15 protein-coding genes are annotated in these 14086 nt (G+C 68.1%); 11 read left to right on the top strand and 4 right to left on the bottom strand.

The features are described from left to right. Window positions 1–108: 108 nt before the first annotated feature. The 9 genes from SPF06_RS16165 to SPF06_RS16125 all read left to right on the top strand — a co-directional run bounded on the left by SPF06_RS16165 (window position 109) and on the right by SPF06_RS16125 (window position 7584). The gene (locus tag SPF06_RS16165) at window positions 109–375 is read left to right on the top strand and encodes an SHOCT domain-containing protein (protein ID WP_323280155.1); all 267 of its coding nucleotides are present in this window, start codon (window positions 109–111) and stop codon (window positions 373–375) included. A gap of 223 nt (window positions 376–598) precedes the next feature. Further along, a complete protein-coding gene (locus tag SPF06_RS16160) occupies window positions 599–1525 on the top strand; it encodes an ABC transporter ATP-binding protein (protein ID WP_323280154.1) in 927 nt (308 codons plus the stop codon). Beyond that, on the top strand, window positions 1518–2360 hold the full coding sequence (locus tag SPF06_RS16155; protein ID WP_323280153.1) for an ABC transporter permease: 843 nt from the start codon (window positions 1518–1520) through the stop codon (window positions 2358–2360). Before SPF06_RS16160 ends, SPF06_RS16155 begins: the two co-directional genes overlap by 8 nt. Then, on the top strand, window positions 2357–3187 hold the full coding sequence (locus SPF06_RS16150; protein ID WP_323280152.1) for an ABC transporter permease: 831 nt from the start codon (window positions 2357–2359) through the stop codon (window positions 3185–3187). Before SPF06_RS16155 ends, SPF06_RS16150 begins: the two co-directional genes overlap by 4 nt. A gap of 51 nt (window positions 3188–3238) precedes the next feature. Beyond that, complete coding sequence (locus SPF06_RS16145) at window positions 3239–3748, top strand: hypothetical protein (protein ID WP_323280151.1); 510 nt, start codon at window positions 3239–3241, stop codon at window positions 3746–3748. A 9-nt stretch (window positions 3749–3757) separates the two neighbouring features. Continuing rightward, window positions 3758–4615 (top strand): exodeoxyribonuclease III, encoded by an 858-nt coding sequence (locus SPF06_RS16140; RefSeq protein WP_428985783.1) that lies wholly within the window; start codon window positions 3758–3760, stop codon window positions 4613–4615. A gap of 21 nt (window positions 4616–4636) precedes the next feature. Beyond that, complete coding sequence (gene trpS, locus SPF06_RS16135) at window positions 4637–5695, top strand: tryptophan--tRNA ligase (protein ID WP_323280150.1); 1059 nt, start codon at window positions 4637–4639, stop codon at window positions 5693–5695. A 4-nt stretch (window positions 5696–5699) separates the two neighbouring features. After that, entirely contained in the window at window positions 5700–6290 is a 591-nt protein-coding gene (locus tag SPF06_RS16130) for a 2'-5' RNA ligase family protein (RefSeq protein ID WP_323280149.1), read from the top strand. Beyond that, entirely contained in the window at window positions 6202–7584 is a 1383-nt protein-coding gene (locus tag SPF06_RS16125; protein ID WP_323280148.1) for a YihY/virulence factor BrkB family protein, read from the top strand. The genes SPF06_RS16130 and SPF06_RS16125 overlap by 89 nt, the downstream gene beginning before the upstream one ends. A 120-nt stretch (window positions 7585–7704) precedes the next feature. Here the strand turns inward: SPF06_RS16125 and SPF06_RS16120 are convergent, their stop codons facing one another. The 4 genes from SPF06_RS16120 to sdhC form a co-directional block, all read right to left on the bottom strand. Next, entirely contained in the window at window positions 7705–8487 is a 783-nt protein-coding gene (locus SPF06_RS16120; protein ID WP_323280147.1) for a succinate dehydrogenase iron-sulfur subunit, read from the bottom strand. Beyond that, window positions 8487–10274, bottom strand: a complete 1788-nt coding sequence (gene sdhA, locus SPF06_RS16115; RefSeq protein WP_323280146.1) for a succinate dehydrogenase flavoprotein subunit — start codon at window positions 10272–10274, stop codon at window positions 8487–8489. Before sdhA ends, SPF06_RS16120 begins: the two co-directional genes overlap by 1 nt. Before the next feature lie 72 nt (window positions 10275–10346). Beyond that, complete coding sequence (locus tag SPF06_RS16110; RefSeq protein ID WP_323280145.1) at window positions 10347–10832, bottom strand: succinate dehydrogenase hydrophobic membrane anchor subunit; 486 nt, start codon at window positions 10830–10832, stop codon at window positions 10347–10349. Window positions 10833–10837: 5 nt separating this feature from the next. Further along, entirely contained in the window at window positions 10838–11215 is a 378-nt protein-coding gene (gene sdhC / locus SPF06_RS16105) for a succinate dehydrogenase, cytochrome b556 subunit (RefSeq protein ID WP_323280144.1), read from the bottom strand. A gap of 251 nt (window positions 11216–11466) precedes the next feature. On the opposite strand from sdhC, the gene SPF06_RS16100 reads away from it, so the two are divergent. Together SPF06_RS16100 and SPF06_RS16095 are read left to right on the top strand one after the other, a co-directional pair. Beyond that, window positions 11467–12621: a mannose-1-phosphate guanylyltransferase gene (locus SPF06_RS16100; RefSeq protein WP_323280143.1), complete on the top strand. Its 1155-nt coding sequence runs from the start codon at window positions 11467–11469 to the stop codon at window positions 12619–12621. An 89-nt stretch (window positions 12622–12710) separates the two neighbouring features. Beyond that, the gene (locus tag SPF06_RS16095; RefSeq protein WP_323280142.1) at window positions 12711–13907 is read left to right on the top strand and encodes an amidohydrolase; all 1197 of its coding nucleotides are present in this window, start codon (window positions 12711–12713) and stop codon (window positions 13905–13907) included. The last annotated feature ends 179 nt before the right edge of the window (window positions 13908–14086 follow it).

Here is a 14086-nt window from a genome sequence, read left to right as displayed (position 1 = left end):
AGACGGGCTGGGTCAAGTCACTCCGGCCGGCGGACGCGCGGGCGGGCTCCGCCGCGAAGACTGGAATCACGGCTGAAGGCCAGCCGAAGAGACCCAAGGGGGCATCCCATGACTGCACTCTCCGTCGCGGCGGACACCGTCGCGTGGCCCGGAATCTGGTTCGGGCCGTGGTTCCTGCTCATCCCGCTGTTCTGGCTCCTCGTCGTCGTCCTCTTCTTCGTGTTCGCGCGCCGCCTCTGGTGGCGTCGGCCGTGGGGCGAATTCAGGGGCGCCGGCGCGGAGGGAGTGCTCCGCGAGCGGTACGCGCGGGGCGAGATCGACGAGTCCGAGTACCTTCAGCGCCTCGAGGTGCTGCGCGCCGAGCAGCGCCGCTGACCGGGCCGTCCGAGGGCCACGTCCGCGCGGACCGCGGGGCGTGGTCCTCGGTCGTGTCCAGAGCCCGGCTGCGAAACCTTCGCGACGGGATCGTTATGAAAGAGGCGTTGCAGAAAGGCGCCCACATCCCTTCCGTGCGACTGTGCTCTCGACTAGTGTGCGATGAGTGTCACATCAAGCACCAGACAGCTCTGGGGGGATCGCGGTGGCCGGGGTGCGAGCGATGCGCCGACGGGTGATCAGCGCACGCGACCTCGTCAAGACGTACGGGGACTTCAACGCCGTCGACGGCATCAGCTTCGACGTTCCGGCCGGCGAGTCATTCGGGCTGCTCGGCCCCAACGGCGCCGGGAAATCCACGACGATGCGGATGATCGGCGGCGTCACCCAGCGCACGTCGGGGCACCTCGACATCATGGGCCTCGACCCCGAGCACCAGGGCCCGGAAGTCCGCGCCCACCTCGGGGTCGTGCCCCAGCAGGACAACCTCGACGAAGAGCTCCGGGTCCGGGACAACCTCCTCGTGTACGGCCGCTACTTCGGACTTCCCCGCGCCTACCTCGAGCAGCGCGCCGACGAGCTCCTCGAGTTCGCCCAGCTCGAAGACAAGGCCAAGGCCCGCGTCGATTCGCTCTCGGGCGGCATGAAGCGGCGCCTCACGATCGCGCGCTCCCTCATCAACGAGCCCAAGATCCTCCTCCTCGACGAGCCGACCACGGGCCTCGACCCCCAGGCCCGCCACGTCCTGTGGGACCGGCTGTTCCGGCTCAAGGAACAGGGCGTCACTCTCGTCCTCACGACGCACTACATGGACGAGGCCGAACAGCTGTGCGACCGGCTCATCGTCGTGGACAAGGGCAAGATCATGGCGGAGGGCTCCCCGGCCGCGCTCATCCGCGAGCACTCGAGCCGCGAGGTGCTCGAGGTGCGCTTCGGCACGGACCGCAATGCCGCCGTCGTGCCCCGCCTGGAAGGGGTGGGGGAGCGGGTCGAGGCGCTCCCCGACCGGATTCTGGTCTACGCGGACGACGGCGAAGCGGCCCTTGAGCAGATCCGGAACCGTGGGCTGCACCCCCTGACCTCCCTCGTCCGGCGTGCGTCGCTCGAGGACGTCTTCCTCCGGCTGACGGGACGGTCGCTCATTGACTGAGGTCCGGCCCGAGCGGCTGCAGGCCCACGCCCCGGAGGTCTCGGCGGCCAAGGCGCGGCGTTGGGGCTCGTTCTACTTCATGGAGCACATGCTCCGGGGCATGCGCGCGTATCTCGTCACGATCGTGGTCACGAGCGTCGGCAACCCGCTCCTGTACCTGTTCTCGATGGGCGTCGGGCTCGCGACGATCGTGGACCGCAGCCAATCGGCGCATTTTGGGGGCATCGGGTATCTCGCCTTCGCGGCCCCGGCGCTCCTCGTCTCGAGCGCGGTCATGACGTGCGCGAACGAGATGATGTTCCCCGTCATGGACGGCTTCAAGTGGCGCCGCATCTACTACGGGCCGCACGTCACGCCCCTCGTCCCGGGCCAGCTTGCGACCGGGCACGTCATGGCCGTCAGCGTGCGCCTCCTCGTGCAGTGCACGGTGTTCTTCCTCATCATGCTCGCGTTCCGCGCCACGACGAGCCCCACGGCCTGGCTGCTCATCCCCGTGGGCGTCCTTGCGGGCATGGCGTTCGGAGCGCCCCTCATGGCCTATGCCGCGAGCATCCAGAAGGAGAATTTCCAGTTCTCCATGATCCAGCGGTTCGTCATCATGCCGCTCTTCCTGTTCTCGGGGACGTTCTATCCGCTCGAGGCCATGCCGTCTGCGATGCAGTGGATCGGATGGATCTCGCCGCTGTGGCACGGCAACCAGCTCGGGCGGCTAGTCTCGATCGGGGTGAGCGAGCCGGCGTGGCTCGTGGCCATCCACGTCGCGTACCTCGCGATTCTCGTGGTGCTGGGGATCGTCCTGGCCCGCCGCAGCTACACGAGGCGGATGGACGCATGAAGGCCCTGACCGACGACGACTACGTCCTCTCGGCGGACGAGCGCCCGCTCGGCGCGCTCTATTCGCGCAACGCGCGCTCCGTGATCGAGCGCGGCTTCCGCGTGATCCGGAGCCAGAACTGGGTCATCCTCGTCTCGGGCTTCTTCGAGCCCGTCTTCTACCTGCTGTCGATGGGCGTGGGGCTCGGGAGCCTCGTGGGCGCCGTGGACGGGCCCGGCGGGGCGCAGATCAGCTATGCGGCCTACATCGCGCCGGCGCTGCTCGCAGTTTCGGCGATGAACGGGGCGATCTATGACTCCACGTGGAACATCTTCTTCAAGATGCACTTCGGAAAGCTCTACCAGAGCATGCTCTACACGTCTCTCGGGCCCTTCGACATCGCGGTCGGCGAGATCTCGATGGCGCTCTTCCGAGGCTTCCTCTACGCGTTGGGATTCACGGGAGTCATGGGACTCATGGGCCTCATCACGACGCCGTGGGCCCTCCTGCTCATCCCGACGTCCGTCATGGTGGCCTTCGGCTTCGCGAGCTTCGGCATGGCGATCACGAGCTATATGAAGACGTTCCAGCAGATGGACATCATCACGTTCGTCATGCTGCCGATGTTCCTGTTCTCCGCCACGTTCTACCCGCTCAGCGTCTACCCCGCACCCGTCCAGTGGATCGTCGAGGCCTTCCCCCTCTGGCACGGCGTCGAGCTCATGCGCCAGATCAGCATCGGCGCGTTCAGCCCGGCCACGCTCGTGCATCTCGCGTACTACCTCGTGATGATCGCCGTCGGCCTCGCGTTCACGACGCGTCGCCTCCGCGCGCTCTTCCTCCGCTGACGGGGCCGGGGCCGCGCTGAGGCACCCGACGCGTCTGGGAGAATGGGAGCCATGCAGTCCCTCGGCTCCCAGAACCCCACCCCGGCGCGCTCGGGGATCCGCGTCGGCGCGCTTGGCCTGTCCGTGCTCGTCCTCGCGTTCCTCGTCGCCGTGATCTTCGCCGCGAACCGGAACGAGGTCATCGGCTGGATCGTGGCGGTGATCTCGCTCGGCTGGCTGCTGTTCGCCGTCTTCGTCTTCACGACGGTGCGCGGCGCGGGCCGCAAGGCGCGAGAGCGCTTCGAGGAAGCCGCGAGGCAGTTCGGCGGGCGGGCGCCGTCGATGTCCTCGGGCGGCGCGAGCGAGGCCCGCACGGTCGACGAGGCGCGTGATCTCAAGCTCGACCACTCGTTCAAGATCATCCAGGTGCAGGAGCGCGTGGTCCGCGAGAATCTCGGGAAGGATCCCGACCAGGTGGCCCGCGCCCTCGAGACGATCCAGATCACCGCAGCCAATGCGCGGGACATGCTCCGCCCCGACGGCGGGGAGCCGGTCTCGGGGACGGTCGTCGACGAAGGGTAGAGTGTCAAAGTGACCCTCGAAGCTGCCACCACAGCCGCCGCCACAGCTGGGGCGTACGCCCCCAAGAACGGGGCGCTGCGCATCGCGACCGTCAACGTCAACGGGCTGCGCGCCGCATGGCGCAAAGGGATGCCGGAATGGCTCGAGCCTCGCGACCTCGACATCCTCTGCCTCCAGGAGGTCCGTGCGCCCGACGACGTGGTGAACGAGGCCTTCGACGGCTGGTTCGTGCTCCATGCCGAGGCCGAGGCGAAGGGACGCGCAGGCGTCGCGATCGTGTCCCGCAAGGAGCCGACGGCAACCCGGATCGGCATCGGCGACGACTACTTCGCAACCGCGGGCCGCTGGGTCGAGGCGGATTTCGCGCTCGACGGCGGCAAGCAGCTCACGGTCGTGAGCGCCTACGTGCATTCGGGCGAGGTCGATACGCCCAAGCAGGTCGACAAGTACCGCTTCCTCGACGTCATGATCAAGCGCCTCCCGGAGCTCTCGCAGGAGAGCGACTACGCGCTCGTCGTGGGGGACCTCAACGTGGGCCACACGCCGTTCGACATCCGCAACTGGAAGGCGAACCAGAAGCGCGCGGGGTTCCTCCCCGAGGAGCGTGCCTACTTCGACCGCTTCTTCGGCGAGGAGATCGGGTGGAAAGACGTCCACCGCGATCTCTCCGGCCCCATGGACGGCCCGTATACCTGGTGGTCGCAGCGCGGCCGCGCGTTCGACAACGACACCGGGTGGCGCATCGACTACCAGATGGCGACGCCGTCGCTCGCCGCGGTGGCGAAGAACGCCGTCGTGGACCGGGCCACCGCGTGGGACACCCGGTTCTCGGACCACGCGCCGCTTGTGATCGACTACCAGCTTTAGACCTCGGGAAGACCCCTCGACATGACTGACTCCACTCCGGCGTCGAACGCCCCCGCGGGACGCCAGCGCCTCCTTTCGGGCATGCAGCCCTCCGGCGATTCGCTCCACCTCGGGAACTATCTGGGCGCCCTCGTCAACTGGGTCAAGCTCCAGGACCAGTACGACTGCTACTACTTCATCCCGGACCTCCACGCCATCACGGTCCCGCACGACCCCGCTGAGCTGCGGCACCGCACGCGGCTCACGGCCGCGCAGTACCTCGCGGGCGGGATCGACCTCGAGAGGTCGACGCTCTTCGTGCAGTCGCACGTCCCCGAGCACGCGCAGCTCGCGTGGGTGCTCATGTGCCTCACGGGCTTTGGCGAGGCATCCCGCATGACGCAGTTCAAGGACAAGACGGCCCGCCACGGGCAGGACGCCGCGAGCGCGGGGCTGTTCACCTACCCGATGCTCATGGCCTCGGACATCCTCCTGTACAAGCCCTACGGCGTGCCCGTGGGAGAGGACCAGCGGCAGCATCTCGAGCTCGCGCGCACGCTCGCCCACCGCTTCAACACGAGGTTCGGGGAGACGTTCGTGGTTCCCGAGCCGCTTATCCCGCCGACGTCGGCCAAGATCTACGATCTGCAGAACCCGATGTCCAAGATGTCGAAGTCCGCGGAGTCGCCGAACGGCCTCATCAACCTCCTCGACGATCCGAAGGTCACGGCCAAGCGGATCAAGTCGGCCGTGACCGACACCGAGACGGTCATCCGCTTCGACCGCGAGTCGAAGCCGGGCGTCTCGAACCTCCTCACGATCCTTTCAACGATCACGGGCCGGAGCATCGACGACCTCGTCGCGTCCTACGAAGGCAAGATGTACGGCCATCTCAAGGTCGACGTCGCCGAGACCGTGGTCGACGCGCTCGCGCCGGTCAAGGCCCGCACCGAAGAGCTCCTCGAGGATCCCGCCGAGCTCGACCGGCTCCTCGCGGTCGGCGCCGCGAAGGCGCGAGAGATCGCGTCCGAGACGCTCGCGGACGTGTACCGGAAGGTGGGCTTCCTGCCCGCCATGGCCCCGGCCGCGGCGTCCGTCTGAGGCCATGACGGAGACCAGGTCTGAGGAGCTCGGGGCTCAGGACGGTCACTCGCCCCTCGTCGGCGTCATCCTCGGCTTCCCGGATGACGTCGCCGAGGAACTGCGCGGCTGGCGGGCTTCGTTCGGCGATCCCAAGGCGCAGATGATCCCCGCCCACATCACGCTCGTGACGACCACGGCGACCGACGATTGGGATGCGGCCATCGACCACGTGCGCGGCATCGCGTCCCGCCAGGTCCCCTTCCGCGTGACGATCGCGGGGACTGGCTCGTTCCGCCCGGTCTCCGACGTCGTGTTCCTCAACGTGGCCGAGGGCTTCGACGAGTGCGTGCGCCTCCACGGCGAGCTACAGCAGGGACCGCTCGAGCGGGAGCTTCCCTTCCCGTACCACCCGCACGTGACGGTGGCCCACGACGTCGAGTCGGAACGGCTCGACGCGGCCGAGGAAGCCCTCAAGAACTACAGCACCACTTTCACCGTGGCTAGCATGGGCCTATACGAGCACGATGCCGATGGCCTCTGGCAACTACGGGAAGAGCTGGGTTTTGGCGGAATCGCGACGACGCAGGACGGATCAGGGGAACACGGCGCCTGAGCAGCCGCGGCCCACGGAGCTCGTCAAGCTCAAGGTCAGCGTGCTCCGCGAGCGGCAGGCCTGGGGCCGTGCGCGCAGGTCCGGGGGTGGCCAGCTCAAGAGCCTTCTGGCCCTGGTGAAGTGGCAGCTCGCGCGCCTCAACGCGTTCCGGCCCATGCGGGTGTGGCAGTACTACAACCTCCAGCACGGCCCGCTCATGAGCGCGGGCATCGGCTTCAACATGTTCTTCTCGATCTTGGGCCTCCTCGCGACGGGCTTCTCCATCGCCGGCCTCGTCCTCGCGGGCCAGCCCGTGCTCGTGGACCGGATCGTCCAGAGCGTCGCCCAGTCCGCACCGGGGCTCCTCAAGGTGGACGGGCAGGATGGCCTCGCCGATCCCAAGGCGCTCCTCAACCCCGAGGGCCTCGGCGTCACGGCGATCATCGCCGCTGTCGTCACGGTCTTCACATCGCTCGGCTGGATCACGAGCCTCCGGGATGGTCTGCGCGGAATCCTCGCGCTCCCTCCGCTCAGGGTCAACGCGATCGTCCAGCGCCTCCGCGACGCCGGCACGCTCGTCCTGCTCGGCATCGCGCTTGTGCTGACGTCGGCCGTGAGCATCCTCTTCACTGCCGCCCTCGGCTTCATCGCCGATCTCCTGCACCTCGACAAGGGGACGGTCGCCCCGGTCGGCTGGCTCATCGGCGTCGTCGTGCCGCTCCTGCTCAACTGGCTCACGGCGTTCATCATGTTCCGCCTCGCAGGCGGCCTGAGGCTCGCCCGGCGCGCCATGGTCGAGGGCACGTTCATCGCGGGGCTCGGCACGTCGATCCTGCAGATCTTCAGCAGTCAGCTCCTCGCGAAGGCGGGTGCCAACCCCCTTCTCGCGCCGTTCGCGATCATCATCGGGCTCCTTATCTGGTTCAACCTCATGAGCCAGGTCTATCTCGCGTCCGCGGCCTGGTCCGCGATCCGCGAGGCGGATGCCGGGGTGCAGGCCAGGCGGCGCGCCGCTTCGTTCAGGCGTGCCCGGGCCGCTCGGCGGCCTTCTCGCGCGCTGGCCGCCGCGCGGCCCCGCGCGGGTGAGTCTGCCGTGAGCCTGCGCCCCGTTTCCGTCGCGCCAACGGACGACGGCGCCCGCGCGCCCCATGCGGCCGATTCGACTGCCGTCGTGCCACCCCCGGAAGCCGGTTCCGCCGTCGACCGTGCAGGAGATGCGGGCGGCGGGGAACTCAGGCGCCCGCGAGGACGCGCACGCCGTCGCCCCTGGCCTCTTGAGCTGATCCGGGCGATCGGCCTCGGCGCCCGGGGATAGCCCGAGAGAACCTCGTCGCGGCGCGCATGGACCTTGCGCATCAGCGCGAAGGGGGCGCCGCTTTGAGCGGCGCCCCCTTCGTGGGTTTCTTGAGAGTCCGTGCAGGTCAGACTCTGCAGATCAGAACTGGCGGGCGAGGATCGCCTGCTTGACCTCCGCGATGGCCTTCGTCACCTGGATGCCGCGCGGGCACGCCTCCGAGCAGTTGAAGGTCGTGCGGCAGCGCCAAACGCCCTCCTTGTCGTTGAGGATCTCAAGGCGGAGATCCCCGGCGTCGTCGCGCGAGTCGAAGATGAAGCGGTGCGCGTTCACGATCGCCGCCGGGCCGAAGTACTGGCCGTCCGTCCAGAACACCGGGCAGGAAGACGTGCACGCGGCGCACAGGATGCACTTCGTCGTGTCGTCGAACCGCTCGCGGTCCTCGGCGGACTGGAGGCGTTCCTTCGTGGGCTCGTGCCCCTTCGTGATGAGGAAGGGCATGATCTCGCGGTAGGACTGGAAGAACGGCTCCATGTCCACGATGAGGTCCTTCTCCACCGGGAGGCCCTTGATGGGCTCGACCGTGATGGGCTTGGACGTGTCGAGGTCCTTGAGGAGCGTCTTGCACGCGAGGCGGTTGCGCCCGTTGATTCGCATGGCGTCCGAGCCGCACACGCCGTGCGCGCACGAGCGGCGGAACGAGAGCGAGCCGTCGATGTCCCACTTGGCCTTGTGGAGGGCGTCGAGGACGCGGTCCGTGCCGTACATCGTGAGCTTGAACTCGTCCCAGTGCGACTCGTCCGAGACCTCGGGGTTGTAGCGGCGAACCTTGAGGGTGATGTCGAACGTGGGGATCGTGCCCCCGCCGCCCATGCTCGCAGGCAGCTCGACCTTCGATGCGGGCTCTGCTGTTGACGCGCTCATCAGTACTTACGCTCCATCGGCTCGTAACGGGTGAAGACGACCGGCTTCGTGCCGAAGCGGATGCCCTTGATGCCCTCGGTCTCCGCGTCGGGATCGCGGTAGAGCATCGAGTGCTTCATGAAATTGACGTCGTCACGGTCCGGGAAGTCCTCGCGGTAGTGGCCTCCGCGGGACTCCTTGCGGTGGAGGGCCGCGACGGTCATGACCTCGGCGAGATCCAGGAGGAACCCTAGCTCGACGGCCTCGAGGAGATCGAGGTTGAAGCGCTTGCCCTTGTCCTGGATGCTGATGTTCTTGTACCGCTCGCGCAGCTTCTCGATGTCCGCGAGGGCCGCGGCGATCGAGTCTGCGGTGCGGAACACCTGCATGTTCGCGTCCATGGTCTCCTGGAGATCCGCGCGGATCGACGCGATCCGCTCGGTGCCCGAGGAGTTGCGGACGGCGTCGAGCAGCGCGACCGTGCCCGCGGCCGGGTCTTCGGGGAGCTCCACGAATTCGGCGGTCTTGGCGTATTCCGCTGCGGCGATGCCGGAGCGCTTGCCGAAGACGTTGATGTCGAGGAGCGAGTTCGTGCCGAGGCGGTTCGAGCCGTGCACGGAGACGCACGCGACCTCGCCCGCGGCGTAGAGCCCGGGAACGATCGTCTCGTTGTCCTGGAGGACCTCGCCCTTGATGTTCGTCGGCACCCCGCCCATCGCGTAGTGCGCGGTCGGGTAGACCGGGACAGGCTCGGTGTACGGCTCGACGCCGAGGTACGTGCGGGCGAACTCGGTGATGTCCGGGAGCTTCGCGTCGATGTGCGCGGGCTCGAGGTGGGTCAGATCGAGCAGCACGTAGTCCTTGTTCGGACCGGCGCCGCGGCCCTCGCGGACTTCGTTGGCCATCGAGCGGGCCACAATGTCACGCGGTGCCAGGTCCTTGATCGTCGGTGCGTAGCGCTCCATGAAGCGCTCGCCCTCCGAGTTGCGCAGGATCGCGCCCTCGCCACGGGCGGCCTCCGAGAGGAGGATGCCGAGGCCGGCCAGGCCGGTCGGGTGGAACTGGAAGAACTCCATGTCCTCGAGCGGGAGGCCGCGGCGGAACGCGATCCCCATGCCGTCGCCCGTGAGGGTGTGGGCGTTCGACGTCGTCTTGAAGACCTTGCCCGCGCCGCCCGTGGCGAACACGACGGCCTTCGCCTGGAAGACGTGCAGCTCGCCCGAGGCGAGGTCGTAGCTCACGACGCCGGCGACGCGCTTCTGCTGGTACGGCGTCCCGTCCTCGCGGACGGCGTCCTCCTCGACGATGAGGAGGTCGAGGACGTAGTACTCGTTGTAGAACTCGACGTTGTGCTTGACGCAGTTCTGGTAGAGCGTCTGGAGGATCATGTGGCCCGTGCGGTCCGCGGCGTAGCACGCGCGGCGGACGGGCGCCTTGCCATGGTCACGCGTGTGGCCGCCGAAACGGCGCTGGTCGATGCGCCCCTCGGGTGTGCGGTTGAACGGGAGGCCCATCTTCTCGAGGTCGAGGACCGCGTCGATGGCTTCCTTGGCCATGACCTCCGCGGCGTCCTGGTCGACGAGGTAGTCGCCGCCCTTGACGGTGTCGAAGGTGTGCCACTCCCAGTTGTCCTCCTCGACGTTCGCGAGGGCGGCGCACATTCCGCCCTGGGCCGCGCCGGTGTGGGAACGGGTGGGGTACAGCTTGGTCAGCACCGCGGTGCGCGCGCGCTGGCCGGACTCGATGGCCGCGCGCATGCCGGCGCCGCCGGCACCCACAATCACCACGTCATACTTGTGGACCTGCATACTCGATGCTTCTCTCTCTCGCGAGGCTGCGACGTCGTTCTCATGAGGGGACGGCGCCGCGCGAACTGTCGGCTACGGCTTGGGGCAGAAGTCGGCGACGGTGGGGACGCCGTTGATGACGGGGCACGGGTCGAACGTGAAGATCACGAGCGTGCCGAGGATGACGATCGCAGCCGCTGCCGCATAGAGGACGACGAGGAGCCAGAAGCGCACGCCGCTGCGCTCGGCGTAGTCGTTGACGATCGTCCGGACGCCGTTCGTGCCGTGGAGCATCGCGAGCCACAGCATCGCGAGGTCCCACCACTGCCAGAATGGGCTCGCCCACTTGCCGGCCACGAAGCCGAAGTCGATCGCGTGCACGCCGTCGCCGAGCATGAGGTTGACGAACAGGTGCCCGAAGATCAGCACGACAAGGACGATGCCCGAAAGGCGCATGAAGAGCCATGCCGCCATCTCGAACCCGCCCCTGGCGCCGCTGCCGTGGCGGGTGTACTTCGGGGCAACCCGTCCGGTGTCGGAGGTGCTGCGCGGGAAACGGAGGTCAGAAGAGGTGCTCATCGCGGTCAGCCTCCGAACACGATCGAGAGATGGCGGATGGCGAAGGCCGCGAAGACGACCGCCCAGACTCCGAGGACCGTCCAGAGCATCTGGCGCTGGTACTTCGGGCCGTTCTTCCAGAAGTCGACGGCGATGATGCGGAGGCCGTTGAAGGCGTGGAAGAGAATTGCCGCGACGAGGGCTGTCTCGCCGAGCCCCATGAGCGGGTTCTTGTATTCGCCGATCACGGCGTTGTAGGCGTCAGGGGACACACGCACCAATGAGGTGTCCAGCACATGCACCAACAAGAAGAAGAAGATCACGACACCGGTAATACGGTGCCCGACCCAGGACCACATGCCTTCACGGCCGCGGTACAGGGTGCCAGCTGGTTTCGTCGGCACTGATAAACCTCCCTGCGAGCATCGATGCGGGCGCTCACCGGGCGATGGCGAAGGCACCGATGCAGAAGGCGCCCGTCCCTGCTGGCGGGCGCTTACTCTGTCGAGCTCCAGCCTAAATCTAGGCTTCGCTCACAGCTTATTCAATTTGCCTGCCGTTCCCGCGCAGGCGAAGTGGCGATTATCACAGTCGCCACGGAGACATTGCATCTGGTCTCGGTCCGTGGTCGGCCCGCTCCATTACAGTAGGGGCGATGAGCATTGATTCCCTGCCTGTTCCCGAGGCGCGCCGCGACGACGCACTCGACCGCTTTGTCGCGGTCATTCCCGCGGGAGGGGTCGGCACGAGGCTGTGGCCGCTCTCGCGCGCGGCCGCGCCCAAGTTCCTTCACGATCTGACGGGCTCGGGGAGCACGCTCATCCGTGCGACGTATGACCGTCTCTCTCCCCTCGCGAAGGGTCGCTTCCTCGTCGTCACCGGGCAGGCGCACCGCGCGGCCGTGTGCCGCCAGATCCCGGAACTCGATTCTGCCGATCTCGTGCTTGAGAGCGAGCCCAAGGACTCCGCCGCGGCGATCGGCCTTGCGGCGGCCATCCTCCACCGCCGCAATCCCGCAACGATCATGGGCTCGTTCGCGGCGGACCAGGTCATCAGCCCCGACGACGTCTTCCAGGCGGCCGTCCTCGAGGCGATCCACACGGCCGCATCCGGCGATCGCGGCAAGATTGTGACGATCGGCATCCAGCCCACGCACCCCTCGACGGGCTTCGGCTACATCCGCGGCGGGCAAGAGCTCGACGTCGACGGCGCGCCGAGCGCGCGCGAGGTCGTCGAGTTCGTGGAGAAGCCGAGCCTCGAGGTCGCGGAAAAGTACCTTGCCTCGGGCGAGTACCTCTGGAACGCGGGCATGTTCGTCGCGCCCGTCGCGCTCATGCTCGATCATCTCGCGGCGAACCAGCCCGCGCTCCACGCAGGGCTGACCGAGATCGCCGCGGCGTGGGACACCCCGCAGCGGGACGAGGTCGCCGCGCGCGTGTGGCCGGGCCTTCCCAAGATCGCGATCGACTACGCCGTCGCCGAGCCTGCCGCGGCCGCGGGGGATGTCGCCGTCGTGCCGGGCGCCTTCCGATGGGACGACGTCGGCGACTTCGCCGCCATCGGCCGGCTCAACAGCGCGCGCGAAGGCGACGCCGTCACGGTCATGGGCGAGGGCGCCCGCGTGTTCACCGAGGATGCGAGCGGCATCGTCGTCTCGGACACGAAGCGCGTCATCGCCCTCATCGGCATCGAGGACGTCGTGATCGTCGATACCCCCGACGCCCTCCTCGTGACGACGAAGGAACACGCGCAGCGGGTCAAGGGAGCGGTTGACGCCCTCAAGGCCAGCGGCGAGACCGACGTGCTCTGAGCCCCTCGCTGCATCTTCCCGGCGCGCCGGTCCGTAACGCGACGGAACGGTGAACGTCTGGGGAAATCGCGTGGCGCTAGAGTGATCTGGTGCGCAATTACACCACCGAGGCGGATCCGACGCCGCTTGTCGGCCCCCGACTCGACACGCTTCTTCCGGAGCTCATCGCCTTCCGCCGGGACCTTCACGCGCACCCCGAATTGAGCTTCCAGGAATTCCGCACCACGGACAAGATCGTCGAGCGGCTCGAAGCCGCCGGGCTCGCGCCGAAGCGCCTTGAGGGCACCGGCGTCGTCGTGGACATCGGCGAGGGCCCCATTGCGACGGCGCTGCGCGGCGACATCGACGCGCTGCCGATCATCGAGGAGACGGGGCTCCCGTTCGCGTCCCTCAACCACGGCGTGACCCATGCGTGCGGCCACGACGTCCACACCGCATGCGCCCTCGGCGCCGCGCTCGTGCTCGCGGAGCAGCACCGCGAGGCGCCGCTCGGCGCGACCGTGCGCATCATCTTCCAGCCGGCCGAGGAGACGATGCCGGGCGGCGCCCTCTCGTGCATCGACCAGGGCGTGCTCTCGGGCGTGCCGCGCATCATGGCCCTCCACTGCGATCCCCGGATCGAGGTCGGCCGGATCGGCACGCGCATCGGCTCGATCACCTCGGCGTCGGACACCATCCGGATCGAGCTGCAGGGACGCGGCGGGCATACGTCGCGGCCGCACCTCACCGAAGACCTCGTCTTCGCCCTTTCGCAGATCGCGATCAACGTCCCGGCGGTCCTCTCGCGCCGCGTCGACGTGCGCAGTGGCGTCTCGATGGTGTGGGGGCACATCTCGGCGGGCGCGGCACCCAACGCGATTCCCGCCGTCGGCCATCTTTCGGGGACCATGCGCTGCCTCGACCGGGACGCGTGGCACAGCGCGGGCGAGCTGCTCGACGAGGTGGTCGAGCAGGTGGCCGCGCCGTATGGCGTCGACGTGCGGCTCGAGCACACGCGCGGCGTGCCGCCCGTGGTCAACTCGGAGCACGAGACGGCGCTCATCGAGGCGGCCGCCCGCGCCGAGCTCGGCGAGGACGCCGTGGTGCTCACGCCGCAGTCCATGGGAGGCGAGGACTTCGCGTGGTTCCTCGCGGAGGTCCCCGGCTCGATGTTCCGCCTCGGAACCCACGTGCCCGGGGGAGAGGAGTACGATCTCCACCGCGGCGATCTCGTCGTGGACGAGGCCGCGGTTTCCTGCGGCGTCCGCGTGCTGGCAGCAGCGGCGTTGAGGAGCATTCGGCACTGAGCGACGTGCGCGGAAACCGTACCGGCGGGTAACGAATAGCGAACAATGCCCTCACGTTCGGGCCGTGCCCTGTCTGAAAGTGATGTTTCCAACTATCGTTCTCGTGTACCGTGCGGCCTGCGGTACCGCCCGCGCCCTGTGACTGGCCGGGCGTCGCTCGCGCTTCTGTGGAGGAACAC

Source organism: Sinomonas terricola, assembly GCF_034931225.1.
GTDB lineage: Bacteria > Actinomycetota > Actinomycetes > Actinomycetales > Micrococcaceae > Sinomonas > Sinomonas terricola.
This window is presented reverse-complemented; position numbering and strand designations above follow the sequence as displayed.